The organism is Streptomyces sp. SID11385 (genome assembly GCF_010548245.1).
Lineage (GTDB): Bacteria > Actinomycetota > Actinomycetes > Streptomycetales > Streptomycetaceae > Streptomyces.
The window spans coordinates 1-18,640 of record NZ_JAAGLR010000457.1 but is presented as its reverse complement, the minus strand read 5'-3'; the positions used below and the strand labels follow the sequence as shown (position 1 = coordinate 18,640).

14 protein-coding genes are annotated in these 18,640 nt (G+C 72.7%); 9 read left to right on the top strand and 5 right to left on the bottom strand.

Annotated features, from left to right (window positions below):
- Positions 1-244: 244 nt before the first annotated feature.
- The 4 genes from G3I42_RS13820 to G3I42_RS13805 all read left to right on the top strand — a co-directional run bounded on the left by G3I42_RS13820 (position 245) and on the right by G3I42_RS13805 (position 5,290).
- Entirely contained in the window at positions 245-1,090 is an 846-nt protein-coding gene (locus G3I42_RS13820) for a nitrilase-related carbon-nitrogen hydrolase (RefSeq protein ID WP_164285814.1), read from the top strand.
- Positions 1,087-2,373 carry an aspartate aminotransferase family protein gene (locus G3I42_RS13815; RefSeq protein ID WP_164285812.1) on the top strand — a complete coding sequence of 429 codons (1,287 nt, stop codon included), beginning with the start codon at positions 1,087-1,089 and terminating at the stop codon, positions 2,371-2,373. Before G3I42_RS13820 ends, G3I42_RS13815 begins: the two co-directional genes overlap by 4 nt.
- 38 nt (positions 2,374-2,411) lie before the next feature.
- The gene (gene hydA / locus G3I42_RS13810; protein ID WP_164285810.1) at positions 2,412-3,818 is read left to right on the top strand and encodes a dihydropyrimidinase; all 1,407 of its coding nucleotides are present in this window, start codon (positions 2,412-2,414) and stop codon (positions 3,816-3,818) included.
- Between the two features lie 299 nt (positions 3,819-4,117).
- Entirely contained in the window at positions 4,118-5,290 is a 1,173-nt protein-coding gene (locus tag G3I42_RS13805) for an SGNH/GDSL hydrolase family protein (protein WP_239096432.1), read from the top strand.
- A gap of 130 nt (positions 5,291-5,420) precedes the next feature.
- Here the strand turns inward: G3I42_RS13805 and G3I42_RS13800 are convergent, their stop codons facing one another.
- Complete coding sequence (locus tag G3I42_RS13800) at positions 5,421-7,802, bottom strand: RICIN domain-containing protein (protein WP_164285808.1); 2,382 nt, start codon at positions 7,800-7,802, stop codon at positions 5,421-5,423.
- A gap of 407 nt (positions 7,803-8,209) precedes the next feature.
- Here G3I42_RS13800 and G3I42_RS13795 point away from each other — a divergent pair, with 407 nt between their 5' ends.
- Positions 8,210-9,211, top strand: a complete 1,002-nt coding sequence (locus tag G3I42_RS13795; protein WP_164285806.1) for a TIGR03842 family LLM class F420-dependent oxidoreductase — start codon at positions 8,210-8,212, stop codon at positions 9,209-9,211.
- Positions 9,212-9,415: 204 nt separating this feature from the next.
- Here the strand turns inward: G3I42_RS13795 and G3I42_RS13790 are convergent, their stop codons facing one another.
- Positions 9,416-10,054, bottom strand: a complete 639-nt coding sequence (locus G3I42_RS13790) for a TetR/AcrR family transcriptional regulator (RefSeq protein ID WP_164285804.1) — start codon at positions 10,052-10,054, stop codon at positions 9,416-9,418.
- A 30-nt stretch (positions 10,055-10,084) separates the two neighbouring features.
- On the bottom strand, positions 10,085-10,483 hold the full coding sequence (locus tag G3I42_RS13785; RefSeq protein ID WP_164285802.1) for a hypothetical protein: 399 nt from the start codon (positions 10,481-10,483) through the stop codon (positions 10,085-10,087).
- A 322-nt stretch (positions 10,484-10,805) separates the two neighbouring features.
- Between G3I42_RS13785 and G3I42_RS13780 the strand changes: the two genes are divergently transcribed.
- Both G3I42_RS13780 and G3I42_RS13775 read left to right on the top strand, forming a co-directional pair.
- Complete coding sequence (locus G3I42_RS13780; protein ID WP_164285800.1) at positions 10,806-11,618, top strand: HAD-IA family hydrolase; 813 nt, start codon at positions 10,806-10,808, stop codon at positions 11,616-11,618.
- Between the two features lie 4 nt (positions 11,619-11,622).
- Positions 11,623-14,034: a glycoside hydrolase family 65 protein gene (locus tag G3I42_RS13775; RefSeq protein WP_164285799.1), complete on the top strand. Its 2,412-nt coding sequence runs from the start codon at positions 11,623-11,625 to the stop codon at positions 14,032-14,034.
- A 117-nt stretch (positions 14,035-14,151) separates the two neighbouring features.
- Here the strand turns inward: G3I42_RS13775 and G3I42_RS13770 are convergent, their stop codons facing one another.
- A complete protein-coding gene (locus G3I42_RS13770; protein ID WP_164285797.1) occupies positions 14,152-15,216 on the bottom strand; it encodes a lipoate--protein ligase family protein in 1,065 nt (354 codons plus the stop codon).
- Between the two features lie 254 nt (positions 15,217-15,470).
- On the opposite strand from G3I42_RS13770, the gene G3I42_RS13765 reads away from it, so the two are divergent.
- Positions 15,471-16,391, top strand: a complete 921-nt coding sequence (locus tag G3I42_RS13765) for an inositol monophosphatase family protein (RefSeq protein ID WP_164285795.1) — start codon at positions 15,471-15,473, stop codon at positions 16,389-16,391.
- A gap of 93 nt (positions 16,392-16,484) precedes the next feature.
- Positions 16,485-17,915, top strand: coding sequence for an NAD(P)/FAD-dependent oxidoreductase (locus G3I42_RS13760; RefSeq protein WP_164285793.1), 1,431 nt, complete (start codon positions 16,485-16,487; stop codon positions 17,913-17,915).
- Positions 17,916-17,955: 40 nt separating this feature from the next.
- Here G3I42_RS13760 and G3I42_RS13755 read toward each other — a convergent pair whose 3' ends face one another.
- On the bottom strand, positions 17,956-18,480 hold the full coding sequence (locus tag G3I42_RS13755) for an ATP-binding protein (RefSeq protein WP_164285791.1): 525 nt from the start codon (positions 18,478-18,480) through the stop codon (positions 17,956-17,958).
- Positions 18,481-18,640: the final 160 nt, after the last annotated feature.

Genomic DNA, 18,640 nt, shown 5'->3' with positions numbered 1-18,640 from the left:
GTCTCGGCGGGCCGGGCCGCGGGGGAGGGGCGGCCCCGGCGGGGCCGGGCTGCCGGAGAGGCCGGACCCGCGTGGCCGCTCACCCGCCCGCCCCGCTCCCGCTCACCCGCCCGGGTGGCGTCCCCCGTGTCCGCCGACCCGGCGCTCTTGTCCCCTCACCGCACGGGGCTTACGTTCGTGCCTCTACGGCCCGGGGCTCCGGGCGGTAGCGGCTCTCTGACGTCTTGTCGAAGGAGCACTGCTCATGGCTGCCTCCGTCGTCCGCGCCGCACTCGTCCAGGCCACCTGGACCGGCGACACCGAATCCATGATCGCCAAGCACGAGGAGCACGCCCGCGAGGCCGCCCGGCAGGGCGCGGGGATCATCGGCTTCCAGGAAGTCTTCAACGCCCCGTACTTCTGCCAGGTGCAGGAGGAGGAGCACTACCGCTGGGCCGAGCCCGTGCCCGACGGGCCGACCGTGAGCCGGATGCGGGAGCTGGCCCGCGAGACCGGCATGGTGATCGTCGCGCCGGTCTTCGAACGCGAGGCCGAGGGCTTCTACTACAACACCGCCGCCGTCATCGACGCCGACGGCAGCTACCTCGGCAAGTACCGCAAGCACCACATCCCGCAGCTCAAGGGCTTCTGGGAGAAGTTCTACTTCCGCCCGGGCAACGCGGGCTGGCCGGTCTTCGACACGGCGGTGGGCCGCGTCGGCGTCTACATCTGCTACGACCGGCACTTCCCCGAGGGCTGGCGTCAACTCGGCCTGAACGGCGCGCAGATCGTCTACAACCCCTCCGCCACCTCGCGCGGGCTCTCCTCCCACCTGTGGCAGCTCGAACAGCCCGCGGCGGCCGTCGCCAACGAGTACTTCGTCGCCGCGATCAACCGCGTCGGCCAGGAGGAGTACGGCGACGACGACTTCTACGGCACGAGCTACTTCGTCGACCCGCGCGGGCAGTTCGTCGGCGAACCCGCGAGCGACAAGCAGGAGGAACTCGTCGTACGCGACCTCGACCTCGGCCTCATCGACGAGGTCCGCCACCAGTGGGCCTTCTACCGCGACCGCCGTCCCGACGCCTACGAGGGACTGACCCGCCCGTGAGCGAACTCCTCGCGCGGCACCGGGCCGTACTCCCCGACTGGCTCGCCCTCTACTACGACGAGCCCGTCGAACTCACCCGCGGCGAGGGCCGCCACGTGTGGGACGCCGAGGGCCGCCGCTACCTCGACTTCTTCGGCGGCATCCTCACCACGATGACCGCGCACGCCCTCCCCGAGGTGACCCGGGCGGTCGGCGAGCAGGCCGCCCGGCTCGTCCACTCATCGACGCTCTACCTCAACCGCCCCATGATCGACCTCGCCGAGCGCGTCGCGCACCTCTCCGGCATCCCCGACGCGCGCGTCTTCTTCACCACCTCGGGCACTGAGGCCAACGACACCGCGCTGCTCCTCGCGACCGCGTACCGCCGCTCCAACCAGATCATCGCGATGCGCAACAGCTACCACGGCCGCTCCTTCTCGGCGGTCGGCATCACCGGCAACAGCGGCTGGTCCCCGACGAGTTACTCGCCCCTCCAAACCCTCTGGGCGCACGGGGCCGTTCGCCACCGCGGTCCCTACGCGCACCTGGACGACCGCGAGTTCATCGAGGGCAGCGTCGCCGACCTGCGCGACCTGCTCGGCCAGGCGCGCGGCCAGGTCGCCGCGCTCATCGCCGAACCGGTCCAGGGAGTCGGCGGGTTCACCTCGCCGCCGGACGGGCTCTACGCCGCCTTCCGCGAAGTCCTCGCCGAGCGCGGCATCCTGTGGATCGCCGACGAGGTGCAGACCGGATGGGGGCGCACCGGGGACCACTTCTGGGGCTGGCAGGCCCACGACCGGGCGGGGCCACCGGATGTGCTCACCTTCGCCAAGGGCATCGGCAACGGCATGTCCATCGGCGGGGTCGTCGCGCGCGCGGAGATCATGAACGTCATCGACACCAACTCGCTCTCCACGTTCGGCGGTTCACTGGTCACGATGGCCGCCGGGCTCGCCAACCTCACCTACCTCCTGGAGCACGACCTCCAGGGCAACGCGCGCCGCGTCGGCGGCCTGCTCCGCGAGCGGCTGCGCGCGGGGACGGCCGGCATGGGGCACGTACGGGAGGTGCGCGGACGCGGGCTCATGCTCGGCGTCGAACTCGTCGAGCCCGGCACGGACCGCGCCGACCCGGCGCGCGCGAGCGCCGTCCTGGAGGCCGCCCGCGCCGCCGGGCTCCTGCTCGGCAAGGGCGGTGGCCACGACACGAGCGTGCTGCGCGTCGCGCCGCCGCTGAGCCTGACGGTCGCGGAGGCCGAGGAGGGCGGCGACCTGCTGCTCTCGGCGCTGCGCGCGGCGGCCTGACCCGAAGAACGCGGTCCATCCGAAGGAGACGCAGCCCCATGAGCAACCGCACCCTGATCCGTGGCGGACTGGTCGTCACCGCCGCCGAGGAGACCCACGCCGACGTGCTCGTCGAGGACGGCCGGGTCGCCGCGCTCGCCACGAGCGGTTCGGCCGCCGCCGAGGCGTGGACGGCGGAGCGGGTTCTCGACGCGAGCGGCATGTACGTGATCCCGGGCGGCGTCGACGGGCACACGCACATGGAGATGCCCTTCGGCGGCACCTACGCCTCCGACACCTTCGAGACCGGCACCCGGGCCGCGGCCTGGGGCGGCACCACGACGATCGTGGACTTCGTCGTGCAGAGCATGGGGCACGGCCTGCGCGAGGGCCTCGACGCCTGGCACGCGAAGGCCGAGGGCAACTGCGCGATCGACTACGGCTTCCACATGATCCTCGCCGACGTCAACGACGACACCCTCAAGGAGATGGACCTCCTCGTCGGCGAGGGCGTCACGAGCTTCAAGCTCTTCATGGCCTACCCGGGGGTCTTCTACTCCGACGACGGCCGCATCCTGCGCGCGATGCAGCGCGCGGGCGAGAACGGCGGCCTCACGATGGTGCACGCCGAGAACGGCATCGCGATCGACGTCCTCGTCGCACAGGCCCTCGCGGCGGGCCGTACCGACCCGCGCCACCACGGCGAGGTCCGCAAGGCGCTCCTGGAGGCGGAGGCCACCCACCGGGCGATCCAGCTCGCGCGCGTCGCGGGCGACGTACCGCTCTACATCGTGCACGTGAGCGCGCGGGAAGCCCTCGCCGAGATCGCCGCCGCACGCGACACGGGCCTGCCCGTCTACGGCGAGACCTGCCCGCAGTACCTCTTCCTGTCCACCGACAACCTCGCCGAACCGGACTTCGAGGGCGCCAAGTACGTGTGCTCGACGCCCCTGCGCCCCCGGGAGCACCAGGCCGCGCTGTGGCGCGGACTGCGTACCGACGACCTCCAGGTGGTCTCGACCGACCACTGCCCCTTCTGCTTCAGCGGCCAGAAGGAGCTGGGCCGGGGCGACTTCTCGAAGATCCCCAACGGCATGCCCGGCGTCGAGCACCGCATGGACCTCCTCCACCAGGCCGTCGTGGACGGGCACATCACCCGCCGCCGCTGGATCGACCTCGCCTGCTCGGCGCCCGCCCGCATGTTCGGCCTCTACCCGAGGAAGGGCACGATCAGCCCGGGCGCGGACGCGGACATCGTGCTCTACGACCCGCGCGCGGAACAGGTCCTCTCGGCCGATACGCACCACATGAACGTCGACTACTCGGCCTACGAGGGCAAGCGCCTCACCGGCCGCGTCCGCACGGTCCTCTCGCGCGGCGTCCCGGTCCTGGAGGACAGGGAGTACGTGGGACGGCCGGGACACGGGGTGTACGTGCCACGAGGGTTGGGGGAGTACGCGCGCTGAGGGGGCGGAAAAAAGCGGGGAGTTGGGCGGGGGAGCGGGGGAGTGTCGGGGGCCGCGCGGGGACGCCTTCCGTGACCGGCCGGGCGGGCAAGTGCAGCTCATTAAAAGGGAGTTACTGGTATTTCAGGCCGAGTTCCGCAGCCCGTGTGCGGAGCGTTGACGGCACGTCGCGTGCTGGATAACTTCCGCTGAGAGCGCTCCCCGCAGGACCCCGTACGGACCGTGGGACAACGATGTCACGGCCCGTACGGCGGCCTGCTCATTCCGCACCACTGTCCCCCCAGCAGTGAGGACCCCCCATGATGAGACCGAGAGCCGCCCTGCTCACCCTGCTGACGGCCGCCGCCCTCGGCGTGGGCATCGCCGTGCCGTCCACCTCCGCCGCCACCCCGGCCGCCGCCACGTCCGCCGTCGCCTCGTCCGCCCGCGACGCGGCTCCCGATGCCTCCGCGGCGCCGGCCCCCCTCCGCGTGATGCCCCTCGGCAACTCGATCACGTGGGGGGTCGGGAGTCCGTCCGGCAACAGCTATCGCGGTTTCCTCTGGAACCAACTGACGGCGGACGGCTACCCCTTGGACTTCGTCGGCTCGGTCCGCAACGGACCCATGCCCGATCCCGACAACGAGGGCCACTCCGGCTGGCGCATCGACCAGATCGCCTCGATAGCCGATTCCGTCCTCGCGCAGTACCGCCCCAACGTCATCACGCTGGAGATAGGGACCAACGACCTCAACGGCAACTACGAGGTCCCGACCGCCCCGGACCGGATGAGCGCCCTGATCGACCAGATCCTGCGCGACGCGCCCGACGCCACGGTGCTCGTCGGCACGGTGATCGTCTCCACGAGCGCCACGGAGGAGGCCACGCGTCCCGCGTTCAACGAGAAGCTCGCGCAACTCGTCCGGGCCAAGGCGGACGCGGGCGCGCACGTGCGCCTCGTGGACATGAGCGCCCTGACCCCGGCGGACCTCTCGGACGCGCTGCACCCCAACGACAACGGGTTCAGCAAGATGGCCGACGCCTTCCACGCCGGGATACGGGCCGCCGACCAGGCCGGCTGGATCTCCGCGCCCGTCGCGGTGGGCGGCCCCGTGCGCTCCGGGATCAGCGGCAAGTGCCTGGACGTCAATGCCGGCAGCTCCGCCAACGGGACGGCCGCGCAGATCTGGTCGTGCAACGGCACCGGCGCGCAGGTGTGGACCGCGCGCGCCGACGGCACGCTGCGGGCGCTCGGCAAGTGCCTGGACGCGCTCGGCGGCGGGACGGCCAACGGCACCAAGGCCGTGATCTGGGACTGCAACGGTGGCGCCAACCAGGTCTGGCAGGCGTACCAGGGCGGCTACCGCAATCCGGTCTCCGGCCGCTGCCTCGACGACCCCGGCTCGTCCACCACGGACGGCACCCAGGTGGTGCTGTGGGACTGCAACGGCGGCCCGAACCAGCGGTGGACCGCGCTTCCGGTCACTGCCTGAGAGCGCGTGCGAGCGGCCCCGTACGGGAGGTTCTTCCCGTACGGGGCCGCTTCGTGCGGGCGCGGCACGTGCGCGGGTCGCGCCGAGCGGGCGGCTCGGCGCCCTGTGCGCGCGGGGGTGGTGCGGTGGCTCAGGTGGGGAGGTCCCACTTCTGGTTGGCCCCGCCGTCGCAGTCCCAGATGTCCAGTCCGGTGCCGTTGGTGGTGTCGAAGGCGGGGATGTCGAGGCAGCGGCCCGAGGCGGGGTTGCGGAGGGTTCCGTTGTCGCTCTGCCACTTCTGGTTGGCGCCCCCGTTGCAGTCCCACAGTTCCACGGGGCTGCCGTTGGCCGTCGCGCCGCCGGTCACGTCGAGGCACTTGCCGTTGCTGTTGCGGAGTGTCCCGCCGGTGGGGGTCCAGCGCTGGGCGTCGGTGCCGTTGCAGTCCCAGATCCCGGCCTTGTTGCCGTTGGCGCCCGAACCGGTGTAGTTGTCCAGGCACTTGGAGGTGTTCAGGCCCGAGGTGACCGGACCGCTCGGTACCTGCGTGCCCGTACCGGCGGTGATCGACAGGTTGTCGAACTGGTCGGTGCGGTACCCCTGGATGCCGAGCCCCGCGAGCCCCGTGGAGAACTGCGCGTCCCTCGCGGTCCCGATGGTGGTGCCGTCCACGGAGGCGCTGAGTTCGGTGCCCTGGAAGGTGAAGGACAGCTTGTGCCAGGTGCCGGTGCCGAGCGGGGTCGTCGTCCCGGTCGCGAGGGTGTGGTTCGAGCCGTCGGTGTACATCTTCTCGATCCACCACTGCCCGGTGTCCCGGATGCGGAAGTAGTACGCGTTCATGTGCGACTGCGGTCGCTCCTGCGTGCCCGCGCGCCCGATCAGCTCGGTGGTGCCGGCCGAGCGGAGGTACACGTCCGCGTTGACGGTGTAGTTGGACCACGTCGTGTCGCCGATCAGGGAGTACGCGTCGGAGTCGTCCTGCCACTCGATGGGCTTCACCGGCGCCATCTGCTGGAGGCACTTCCCCGCGCGGCCCCCGGCGCAGGGCTGCGCCTCGTAGGAACCCTGCATGTCGGAGAGGTACCTGGCCTCGCCGCCCGTCGCGGTGCTGTCGAAGTCGTCGCGGTAGGGCAGCGCGAGGGGGTGGGCGGCGGGAGCGGTCGCGGTGCCCTTGCCCTGGCCGCCGAGGGTGCTGAGGGTGTAGACGTAACCGGGCCGCAGGGTCAGCGAGTAGTGGCCGTCCACGGGCGTGATGTCCTGGCCCCGGACGAAGGACGTGGCGTCACTGGGCGAGTCGACCTTCGTGGACCACACGTGGACGGTTCCTGCCGACAGGCCGCCCTTGACGGCGAGTTGCACGGTCTGGGAACCGGTGGCCGTCGTGGTCTCCAGGATCGTCGAGTAGTCGTCGCTCGTGTTCGACTTCACGCTGACGTACGTGCCGTTGGACTCGTCGCCCCCGAGGTGGCCGGAGGCCGAGTCGACGAACTTCCAGCCCGGGCGCGTGAACTGGGTGACCTGGGCGGTGGCCCACGTGCTCGCTCCGATCGAGTAGTTGCCGGACCAGGGGGAGTTCGCGGTGGCGAGGCCGACCGTGTTGTACGGCAGGCTGGGGTAGATCGCGGCGAGCAGCGGCCAGTTGAAGTAGCTGGTCATCTTCGCGTCCACGTATCCGCGCGTGATGGCGCGGATGAGCGCCGAGGCCCCGGTGTTCATGTCCTGCGAGCCGTTCTCGCTGTCCCACAGCGGCTTGCCGTTGGCCCGGGCCGCCGGGGTGCTGGAGCAGGAGTGGGCGTTGCCGCCGTCGCCGCCCTCGCAGGAGTAGTGCGCGCCGATGATGGAGACGGCGTCGTCGAAGTCCGGGTTCTTGGCCATGTCGTCGGCGACGTCCCAGCCGCTGTCGTCGGCGACGAGTCGCACCCCGCCGTAGCCCGCCTTGTCGAGAGCGGCGCGCAACCGGACGAACCAGTCCGCGTCGTGACCGCGTTCGTTCCAGCCGCCGAGGTACTTGATGTCGAGACCGTGCTGCTTGGCGCAACCGAGCCAGCTGACGAGGTAGTCGATGGTGTCGGTCGACCAGAAACCGCCGTTGATCCAGCCGGGCGCGGCCCAGGCGAGTCCGTACAGGCCGATGCCGGGGTTGCGGGCCTTGGCCTGCTCGGCGAGCCAGAACTCGTACCCGGCATCGCAGTTGACGGTGCCCCGGGAGTGTTCGACGGAGGGCTCGGAGCCGTCGGTGGAGTTGGCGTCACCGCCGATCTCCAGCTTGAGCAGTTGCAGGTTGGCGCCGTAGCCGGGCTTGAAGAGGTAGTCCAGGATCTGCTGTTGCTGTGCGGCCGGATAGTCGGTCAGGAGACGGGAGTTGCCGCCCCCGCCGCTGATCGCGCCGATCCCGTCGAAGGTCCGGCCGCCCTGCGTCCCGTCCACGGTGATCGTGGTGGAGGCGGCGTGTGCGGGCGTGCCGCTGAACGCGAGCAGCCCCGCGAGCAGGGCGAGGAGGGCGCACAGAGGGGTGAATCTCCAGGAACGAACCACGAGCGGGTGCTCCTTCGAAGTGGAGGGTGCGGAGAGGGGTGTGGCGCGAGGGGCGCGCGGGCCTCGGGGCCACGACGGATGTGACAACGTTGTCACATGCTGGTCGGGAGGCTCCGGGGCGCGGGATTCCGCCTTGCCGGGGACTCGGCTCCCTGGCGGGCGTGCGCGGAGGGGAGTGGGGGAGTGGCGACAGCCTGAGAGCGCTCTTCCGGCACGGTAGGCAGCGGTCGTGCACGCGTCAACACTTCGGGCGCGGCCATGACGACGCGTGCGGCGGGGAGTTCGTTCGTGTTCGTCCCCGTTCCGGCGTCCCCGCCCGTGGCACAATCGCCGGAACCGCCACGTTTCGGACGGAACCCCGCACGACGGCCCCGATCCCAGGAGCCCCTGACCCCGGGAGCAGTGTCATGGACTTCGGACTCGTCCTCCAGACCGACCCGCCGGCCTCCACCGTCGTCGACCTCATGCGCCGCGCCGAGCGGCAGGGCTTCACCCACGGCTGGACCTTCGACTCCGCCGTCCTGTGGCAGGAGCCGTTCGTCATCCACAGCCAGATCCTCGAGCACACCGAACGGCTCGTCGTGGGCCCGATGGTGACCAACCCGGGGACCCGCACGTGGGAGGTCACCGCGTCGACCTTCGCGACGCTCAACGACATGTTCGGCAACCGCACCGTGTGCGGCATCGGGCGCGGCGACTCCGCGATGCGCGTCGCGGGCCGTCCGCCGAACACCCTCGCGCGTCTGGGCGAGGCCATCGACACGATCCGCGACCTCGCCGAGGGCCGCGCCGCACGGCTCGGCGACACGGAGGTGCGGCTGCCGTGGGTCCGCGACGGGCGGCTGCCGGTGTGGGCCGCCGCGTACGGGCCGAAGGCGCTGGCCCTCACCGGGGCCCGCGCGGACGGCTTCATCCTCCAGCTCGCGGACCCCTATCTCGCGGCGGCGATGGTCGAGCAGGTCCGTACCGCCGCCTCCGACGCGGGCCGCGACCCCGCCTCCGTCACGGTCTGTGCGGCGGCCCCCGCCTACGTGAGCGAGGACCTGACCCGCGCGCGCGAGCAGTGCCGCTGGTTCGGCGGCATGGTCGGCAACCACGTGGCCGATCTGGTCGCCCGCTACGGCAGCGAATCCGCCTCCGTGCCGGCGGAGCTGACCGCGTACATCGCGGGCCGCGAGGGGTACGACTACAGCCACCACGGCCGCGTGGGGAACAGCTCGACGGACTTCGTGCCCGACGAGATCGTGGACCGCTTCTGCGTCCTCGGCCCCGTCGAGGCGCACATCGAGAAGCTGCGCGAGCTGCGTGCCATCGGCGTCGACCAGTTCGCCGTCTACGCGATGCACGACGCGCGAGAACAACTCATCGACACGTACGGCGAGGAAGTCATTCCGGTTCTCACCGCGTAGAGCGGGCCCGGCTTTCCCCGTCCGTCGCGACCCCGCGCTCGTGCCGGTCCGCACGGCTTCCGCCGCCGCGCGCGTACGGCTCTCGCGTCCCGTACCCGCACGGCACCCGAGCACGGTGACGGAGCCCCGTCCTCCCGCGCCGTTCCGCTCGGAGGGGGACGTCCCCGCGCGGGCACTGTCATCCATGCCGTCGGCAGTGGCCGGTCAAGGGACGCTGATGGCCGTGACGACGAGGTCGGCGAGGGCGTCCGCGTAGCGGTCGGCGTCGGCCTCGGGGTGGCTGTGCAGGTAGGTGAGCATGGTGTCGACGGCTCCCTGGTAGGTGACCGCCATGACCCGGGTGTCGAAGTCGCGGAGTGTGCCCTCTTCCTGACCGCGCCGGAACAGGGCTTCCTGGCCTTGGTAGGTCTGCTCGTAGTCGGTCAGGTCGAGCCGCGGGGTGCCGTCGGCCTTGCGCAGGTTGGTGCCGATCTGTCGCATCGCGGTCAGCTCGGCCTGGTGCGTCGTACCCAGTCGGGCCGCGCGGTGAATCGCGGCGCGGATGACCTCGGGGACCGGATCGGTCAGGACGAGGGAGTCCGCGACGGTCTGCCGCATGGTCGCCAGAGTGGCCCGGGCGACCGTTTCCATCAGGCGGTCCTTGTCCGTGAAGTAGTGGGAGACCAGGCCCTTGGAGACCTCCGCCCGCTCGGCGATCCGGGCCAAAGAGGCACGTTCGTAGCCGAGTTCGGCGACCACCGTGATGGTGGCCCTGATGATCTGTGCCCGGCGTACTTCCTCGCCGAGGCGCTGGCGGGTGCGTGGGCGGGGCTCTGGGCGGGGCTCTGGGCCGGGCGTGTTCACGGCACCATTCTCTACGGGCCGGTGCGCCGGTCACCGGCGTGCTGAACGGCGGACCAGGAGGAACAGTGCCGCCATCCAGCAAGCGATCGCCACCATCTCGACGCGCATCCACCCCGGGAAGGCGTCCGGCAGAGCGGCTTCCACCAGGTTCACGACGAGCAGCACCGCCGCGATGATGCCCAGTGCCCGCACCGCCCTGACACTGCCCGACCGGGCCGACCGGAGTCGTGTCAGGAGGAGGACGGCGAAGAGCATGACGATCAAGGCGTGTCCCCATGCCTCGTCGGTCGCCTGCCCCGGTGCCCTGGACGCCAGGAGTGCCAGCGCCGCGACGGTCGCGGCCATGGCTGCGGCGTAGCCCCACACGAGTGCGCTGACGGCACCGAGCCGGTGAGGTGGGAGTGCGGGGGGTCTCGCGTTATTGGCCATGCGGTCAATACTACGGGCGGCCCCCTCGGCAAGGGAACCCCGGAGCGGGTGGCGGCTGTCCGCAGGCGCGGCCGTGACGCGTGACGAGCGCGTGGAGCGCGCCGGCCCTCCTCCCTCGTCACTCCCCGGGCTGCGGCGCCCCGCCCCCGCGGTTAGCGTGGGCGGAGGGCTGGGCCCTCCCGGCCGGCCGGTCCCGAGCCGGAAGGACGTGTGCCATGCGAACGCCCCGTACCGGACCCCGTACCGCGATCCGTACCGGAACCCGTACCGCGGCCCGTACGAGACCCCGTCCCGGACCCCCCGCCGGCGCCGGAGTCGCGCGGTGACCGCCGCCGAGCACGGGCTCGCTCCCGTCATGACCGGCATCGCCGCGATGGTCTTCGACGTCGACGGGGTGCTCACCGACTCCGCGCGCGTCCACGCCGAGGCGTGGAAGGAGGCGTTCGACGCCTGCCTCCGCGAGCATCCCCCCGCCGACGGGGCGCTCGACCGGCCCTTCGACGCCGCCGACGACTACCTCCGCTACGTCGACGGCAAGCCCAGGGCCGACGGCGCCGCCGCCTTCCTGCGCGCGCGCAAAGTGCCGATTCCGGACGGCAACCCGTACGACGCCCCGGGCACGGATTCGGTCGCCGCCGTCGCCGCGCTCAAGGACGGCATGTTCACGCGCCGCATCCGCGCGAACGGCATCGAGCCCTTCCCCGGCTCCGTACGTCTCCTGAAGGCCCTGCGCGCCGCGGGCATCCCCATGGCCGCCGCCTCGTCCTCCCACCACGCCCGCGACGTCCTGGAGGGCGCCGGGCTCCTCGACTGCTTCGTGACCCTTGTCGACGGCGACGAGTCCCACCGCCTCGGCCTGTCGGGCAAGCCCGATCCCGCGCTCTTCCTGGAGGCGGTCGGCCGCCTCGGCGTCGAGCCCGCGCACGCCGCCGTCGCGGAGGACGCCCTCGCGGGGGTCGAGGCCGGCCGACGCGGCGGCTTCGGTCTCGTCGTCGGCGTCGACCGCGCCCACACCACCGATACGGCGCGGGACCTGCGGGAACACGGCGCCGACCTCGTCGTGGACGACCTCGCCGACCTCCTGCGCGCACCCGGCACCGACGAGCGCGCACCCGGCCCCGACGGCAAGGAGTGACCGTATGTCCGCATGGACGTGGGAGTACGAGGGCTACGACCCCGCCCAGGAGACGCTGCGCGAATCCCTGTGCAGCCTCGGCAACGGTTACTTCGCGACGCGGGCCGCGGCCCCCGAATGCGCCGCGGGCGGCCCGCACTACCCGGGCACGTACGCCGCAGGCGTCTACAACCGGCTCACTTCCGAGGTCGCCGGGCAGACCGTCTCCAACGAGGACATGGTCAACCTCCCCAACTGGCTTCCCCTGCGCTACCGTCTCGCCCCGCCCGAGGGCGGCAGCGGCACCGACTGGTACACGCCCGACGACGCCACGCTGCGCTCGTACCGCCAACTGCTCGACCTGCGCGCGGGAATCTACGAGCGCCACCTCGTGTACGAGGACGCCTCGGGGCGCAGGCTGCGGCTGCGCCAGTTCCGCGTGGTCCACATGGACGATCCCCATCTCGCCGCGCTGCGCACCGAGTTCACCGCCGAGAACTTCGACGGCACCCTCGAAGTCGAGTCCGCGATCGACGCCGGGGTCACGAACGACGGCGTGGCCCGCTACCGCGAGCTGAACGGCCACCACCTCGCCGAGATCATGAGCGGCTACCCCGAGGACTGCACCGTGTGGGTCCGCGCGCGGACGGTCAGCTCGGGCATCACGGTGGCCGTCGCCGCCCGTACGTACAGCGGCGACGGCCCCTCGTGCGAGCCGCGCCCGTCCACCGGCACCCCGAACCGGCCCGCGACGCGCATCAACCTCTCCCTGAAGCAAGGTGAGACGGCGACGGTCGACAAGATCGTCGCCCTGCACACCTCACGGGACTCGGCGATCAGCGACCCGCTCGACGCGGCGCTCGACGGCGTGCGCCACGTCTCCGGCTGGGACGAACTCCTCCGCGACCACCGTCTCGCCTGGCAGCGCCTGTGGCACCGCGCCCTCCTCGAAGTCCCTGCCGAGGCCGGGCACATCCTGCGCTTCCACCTCTTCCACGTCCTCCAGACCGTCTCCCCGCACACCGCCGACCTGGACGCGGGCGTGCCCGCGCGCGGCCTCAACGGGGAGGCGTACCGGGGGCACGTCTTCTGGGACGAACTCTTCGTCCTGCCCTACCTCAACCTGCACTTCCCCGAGGTCTCCAAGGGCCTGCTCCGCTACCGGCACCGCCGCCTGGACCGTGCCCGCCGCCTCGCCCGCGAGGCCGGGTTCGACGGCGCGATGTACCCCTGGCAGTCCGGCAGCGACGGCCGCGAGGAGACCCAGGAACTCCACCTCAACCCCAGCTCCGGACGCTGGCTCCCCGACAACTCGCGCCTCCAGCACCACATCGGCTCGGCCGTCGCGTACAACGTGTGGAGCTACGCGCGCGCCACGGGCGACACGCGCTTCATGGAGCACGAGGGCGCCGAGATGCTCCTCCAGATCTCGCGCTTCTGGGCCTCGAAGTCCGAGTGGGACGGCGACCTCGGCCGCTACCGCATCCGCCGCGTCGTCGGTCCCGACGAGTACCACGACGCCTACCCCGACGCGGCCGAACCCGGGCTCGACGACAACGCGTACACCAACGTCACCGCCGCCTGGGTCCTCCAGCGCACCCTCGAATCCCTCGCCGCGCTCCCCGAGGAACGCCGCGCCGAACTCGCCGAGCACACCGGGCTGGACGACACCGAACTCGCCCACTGGGACGACATCTCGCGCCGCCTCCACGTCCCCTTCCACCAAGGCGTCGTCAGCCAGTTCGACGGCTACGGGGAGCTGCGCGAACTCGACTGGGTCGGCATGTCCACCAAGTACGGCGACATCCGCCGCCTGGACCGCGTGCTGGAGGCCGAGGGCGACAGCGTCAACCGCTACCAGGCGTCCAAGCAGGCCGACACGCTGATGCTCGGCTACCTCTTCCCGCCCCGCGAACTCCGCGCCCTCTTCACCAGGTTGGGGCACCGGCTCGACGACGAGACGTGGCGCAGGACCGTCGACTACTACGTGGCCCGCACGAGCCACGGGTCCACGCTCAGCGGTCTCGTGCACGCCTGGGTGCTGGCCCGGGTGCGGCCCACGCAGGCGTGGGGCTTCTTCCAGGAGGCGCTGCGCGGCGACGTCGCCGACCTCCAGGGCGGTACGACGGGCGAGGGCATCCACCTCGGCGCGATGGCCGGGACCCTCGACCTCGTGCAGCGCTGCCTCACCGGGCTGCGCATCCGCTCCGACGGCGCCCTCAGTCTCGACCCCGTACCCCAACCGGAGCTGTCCGGCTACGACTTCGCGATCCACTACCGCCAACTGTGGGGCGTGCGCTTCCGGATGCGCTCGGGCGGCCTCGACATCAGCCTCCCCGGCACCAACCGGCCCTCGCTCGACATCCGGCTCGTGGACCGCACGGTGACGCTGCGGCCGGGGGACTCCTTCCACCTGACACTGCCGGAGGGGGACTGACGGACCCGGGCGGCGGCGCGGGCCAAGTGCGCGGGCACGCGGCACACTTGACCCCCGTCGCGCGGTGACACCCGGTCCGTCCGCGCGGCGACACCCGGTCCGTCCGCGCGCGGAGCCTCAGGGCACCCGCGTCGTCCACTCCTCGGAGTCGAACTTCGTCCGTGCCAGCTCCCGCGCCCGCGCCATCTCCTCCTCCGTCACGGACCCCTCCGCCAGCCCGTACCGGCTGCGGAAGGACGCGACCATGTTGGCGATGACCTGCTCGCGCGGGAGCCCCGTCTGCCGGCGCAGCGGGTCGACGCGCTTCTTGGCGCTCGTCGTGCCCTTGTCGGAGAGCTTCTCCTTGCCGATCCGCAGCACCTCGGTCATCTTGTCGGCGTCCATGTCGTACGCCATCGTGACGTGGTGCAGCACGGCCGGCACCCCGCCCTGCGGCGCGGCGACACGGCGCTGCGCGGCCCCGGCGATCTTGCCCGCCTCGGTCGCGATGTCGTTGAGCGGCTGGTACCACGCCTTGATGCCCATGTCGCCGAGCGCCGAGAGCACCCAGTCGTCGAGGTAGGCGTAGCTGTCGGCGAAGGAAAGGCCCTCGACGAGCGCGCTCGGCACGGAGAGCGAGTACGTGATGCTGTTGCCCGCCTCCATGAACATCGCCCCGCCACCGGTCACGCGCCGCACCACGGTCACGCCGTGCTTCGCCGCCCCGTCCGGGTCCACCTCGTTGCGCAGCGACTGGAAGCTGCCGATCACGACGGCCGGGTCCTGCCACTCCCACACCCGCAGCGTCGGCGGGCGGTGCCCCGCGGCGACCTCCTGCGTGAGGATCTCGTCGAGCGCGAGGTGCAGGCCCACGGGCAGCGGACCGTCGTGGATGAGCTGCCAGTCGTAGTCGGTCCAGTCGGTGGCCCGCGCGAGCGCCCGGCGCACCGCGACCCCGATGCCCTCGGCGGTCAGCCCGTACATCACCGTGCCGGGCGGCAGCGCGGCCTGCACGCGGGCGGCGAGCCCGGCACCGTCCGTGCCGGAGGGGGCGCCTTCGAGTGCGGCGTTGATCGCGTCGATCGCCTCGTCGGGTTCGAGGAAGAAGTCCCCGGCCACGCGCACATCGCGCAGCACCCCGTTCTCCTCGTCGAGGTCCACCACCACGAGCTTCCCGCCCGGGATCTTGTACTCACCGTGCACGGCCGCCGCCTCCAACTCTTCGGGCCCGGGACGGGCACTTCGGTCATTTCCCTGCGGACAGGGCAACGTTAGCGGGGGGTACGCGATTCCCGCGGCCGGGGTCGGGGCGGGTCGGGGCCCTGCGCGGCGCACGGCCCGCTCCGGGTACGGCGTGGCGCCGCGGGCCCGCACCCCGCCCCGTCCGTTCTCCTCCTCGCAAGCCCCCGTTTCCCCTCCCTCTCCCCGATGTCAGTGCCACGTGCTCTCATGAACCCATGCTCGAAGACCTGCGCGATTCCGCCCCGGCCCACCCCGCCACCAGCGCCTTCGCCGCTCCCGCCACCGCGGCGGCGCTCGTCGGCGCGCTCGACGCCGGCCTCGTCGCCGCCGTCGAGGCCGCCGTGCGCGCCGCCGTCGACCGCGCCGTGCTGCCCCGCTTCCGCCACCTCGCGGACGGCGAGGTCAGCACGAAGTCCGGACCCCACGACCTCGTCACCGTCGCCGACCGCGAGGCCGAGGAACTCCTCACCGAGAGCCTGCCCGCCCTCCTGCCCGGCTCCGTCGTCGTCGGCGAGGAGGCCGTCGCCGCGGACCCCGCGCGGTACGAGGCGCTGCGCGCCGCCGCGCCCGTGTGGATCGTCGACCCCGTCGACGGCACCCGCCAGTTCGTCCGCGGCGAGCCGGGCTTCTGCACCCTCGTCGCGCTCGCGGTCGACGGCGAGGTCGTCGCCTCCTGGACGTACGCGCCCATCCTCGGCCTCATGGCCGTCGCGGTACGCGGCAGGGGAGCCCTGCTCAACGGGGAGCCCCTGACCCGTACCGCCCCCGTGCCGGGCGAGCCGCTCCGTGTCGCCTGCTCGCACCCCGACTACACCACCGGTCCCCAGCAGGCCCAGCTCCGCCGCCTCGCCGTGCCCGGCCTCGCCCCACGCCACTGCGGCTCCGCCGGGCTCGAATACCTCGCGATAGCGCGCGGCGAGCTGGACGCCACGGCCTTCAGCTGGGAGCTGGCCTGGGACCACGCGGCCGGGCTCCTCCTCGTCGAGGAGAGCGGCGGCGCCCACCTGACGACCGACGGCGTCCCCTTCCGTATCACCGGGAGCAACGCGCTGCCCTTCACCACCGCGCGCGACGCGGCCACCGCCGAACGGGTCCGCGCGCTGCTCGCCGGGGAAACGGGGGACGGCCCGGCGTGAGGCGGCGTCAAGGGCCCGGAAAGCGCGGCTTCGCGCGCCGCCGGGCGGCATATCCTGACCGCCGGGCCATCGGCTGACGTGAGGAGTCCGGAGGTGTCGACTTTGCTGGACGCGGTCGTCGTGGGAGCAGGACCCAACGGGCTCACCGCCGCCGTCGAACTGGCCCGCCGCGGCCTCTCCGTCGCCGTCTTCGAGGCCGCCGCCGAGATCGGCGGCGGCGCGCGCACCGAGGAGCTGACCCTCCCCGGCTTCCACCACGACCCCTGCTCGGCGGCGCACCCGCTCGGCATCGCCTCGCCCGCCTTCCGCGCGCTGCCCCTCGCGCGGTACGGGCTGCGCTGGCTCCACGCCGACCTGCCGATGGCGCACCCGCTGCCCGGCGGCGACGCCGCCGTGCTCGCCCGGTCCGTCGGCGAGACCGCCGCCTCGCTCGGCGCGCGCGACGCGGGGACGTACCGGCGGCTCATCTCCCCGCTCCTGCCGCACTGGGACGCCGTACTGCGCGACTTCATGGCGCTCCCGTCCACGGCGCTGCCGCGCGCCCCGCTCTCCCTCGCCCGCTTCGGCCTCGCCGGGCTGCCCCCCGCCCATGTCCTCCTCGCCCGCTTCCGCGAGGACCGCGCCAAAGCGCTGCTCGCCGGGCTCGTCGGCCACGTCATCGCCCCGCTGAGCGGTCCCGCGACCTCCGCCGTGGGGCTCCTCTTCGCCCTCGCCGCGCACACCCGCGGCTGGCCCGTCGCCGAAGGCGGCTCCGGCGCGATCACCGGCGCCCTCGCCGCCTGCCTCGCGGACCTCGGCGGCACCGTCGAGACGGGCTTCGAGGTCCGCCGCCTCGACGACCTCCCGCCCGCGCGCGCCTACCTCTTCGACACCTCGCCGCACGCCCTCGCCCGCATCGCCGGGCTCGGCGCCCGCGCCTACCCGAACTACCGCTACGGCGCCGCCGTCTTCAAGCTCGACTACGCCCTGGACGGGCCCGTCCCCTGGACCTCCGAGGCCGCCCGCCGCGCCGGTACGGTGCAACTCGGCCCCGGCAGCCGCGACATCTCCCGCGCCCTCGTTGACGTCTCGCGGCGCGGCGCGGTGCCCGCCGACCCCTTCCTCATCACCGTCCAGCCGAGCCTCGCCGACCCCGGCCGCGCCCCCGAGGGCAAACACGTCTTCTGGGCGTACGGGCACGTGCCGCACGGCTGGGAGGGCGACCTCACCGACGTCATCGAGCGCAAGATCGAACGCTTCGCCCCCGGCTTCCGCGACCTGATCCTCGCCCGTGCCACGGCAGGGCCGCCGCAACTCGCCGCGCGCAACGCCAACTACGTCGGCGGAGACATCGCCTGCGGCGCGGCGAGCGGCCTCCAGCTCCTCTTCCGCCCCCGTCCCACGCTGCGCCCCTACGCCACCCGCCACCCCGCCGTCTTCCTGTGCTCCTCCGCGACCCCACCGGGCCCCGGAGTCCACGGAATGAGCGGGCACAACGCGGCGCGGGCGGTGTGGCGCGCGCTGAGAGCACGGGACGCGGGGTAAAGAGCGCGCCTCGTACGGGGGCGACGCGCCCGGACCGCCCTCACCCCGAGGACGGCCACCGCCAGGCCGCCCACTCGCGCCACGTCGACCACCCGGGCGGGGGCTCGTCCGCGGCGGAACCGTCGAGTTCGCTCGCGTCCGGCTCCTCGAAGCGGGCGCGGCCGAAGGCGATGTCCGCGTCCGTCATCGGGAACGTCTCCCCGGGCGTGGTCGCCCAGCGGTGCGCGATGCGGGCGCGCTGGGTCTCCTCACCGACCGGGAGCGGGATGAGGTCGACGCGTGCCCCCTCGGCCTCCGCCAGGCAGCGGATCGCGGACCGCTCGGCGCGGGACCAGCAGCCGTAGTCCAGGACGACGCTCGTGCCGAGCCGCACCGCCTCCAGCGCCAGCCACAGCAGCCGGCCCTCCAGCACGTCCCGTTTCCCGTCCGGGTCGGAGACGCCGAAGAGCGGGAGCATCCACTCGTCGGGCGTCAGGCGCAGCGCGCCGTGCTCCTCGGCGAGGCGCCGGGCCCGCGTCGTCTTCCCGGCCCCGGGCAGGCCGACCAACAGGAACAGGACGGTCATCGTCCGCCCTCGGGCCCGGTGTCCTGCCGTCCACAGGTCAGCGGCGACGGCTCGGCAATGTGGGGGATTCCTCGCACACCCGAGACCTACCACCCGGCCCTCGGCACCCGCGACGGGTTTTCCCGCCCGGCCGCCGCCGCGTCGGCCGCCGACCGCGCCC

Coding starts and splice junctions, on each gene's coding strand:
- G3I42_RS13795 (WP_164285806.1), top strand. CDS start 8,210: ATGGACTTCGGACTCGTCCTCCAGACCGACCCGCCGGCCTCCACCGTC.
- hydA (WP_164285810.1), top strand. CDS start 2,412: ATGAGCAACCGCACCCTGATCCGTGGCGGACTGGTCGTCACCGCCGCC.
- G3I42_RS13755 (WP_164285791.1), bottom strand. CDS start 18,480: ATGACCGTCCTGTTCCTGTTGGTCGGCCTGCCCGGGGCCGGGAAGACG.
- G3I42_RS13775 (WP_164285799.1), top strand. CDS start 11,623: ATGTCCGCATGGACGTGGGAGTACGAGGGCTACGACCCCGCCCAGGAG.
- G3I42_RS13805 (WP_239096432.1), top strand. CDS start 4,118: ATGATGAGACCGAGAGCCGCCCTGCTCACCCTGCTGACGGCCGCCGCC.
- G3I42_RS13765 (WP_164285795.1), top strand. CDS start 15,471: ATGCTCGAAGACCTGCGCGATTCCGCCCCGGCCCACCCCGCCACCAGC.
- G3I42_RS13820 (WP_164285814.1), top strand. CDS start 245: ATGGCTGCCTCCGTCGTCCGCGCCGCACTCGTCCAGGCCACCTGGACC.
- G3I42_RS13785 (WP_164285802.1), bottom strand. CDS start 10,483: ATGGCCAATAACGCGAGACCCCCCGCACTCCCACCTCACCGGCTCGGT.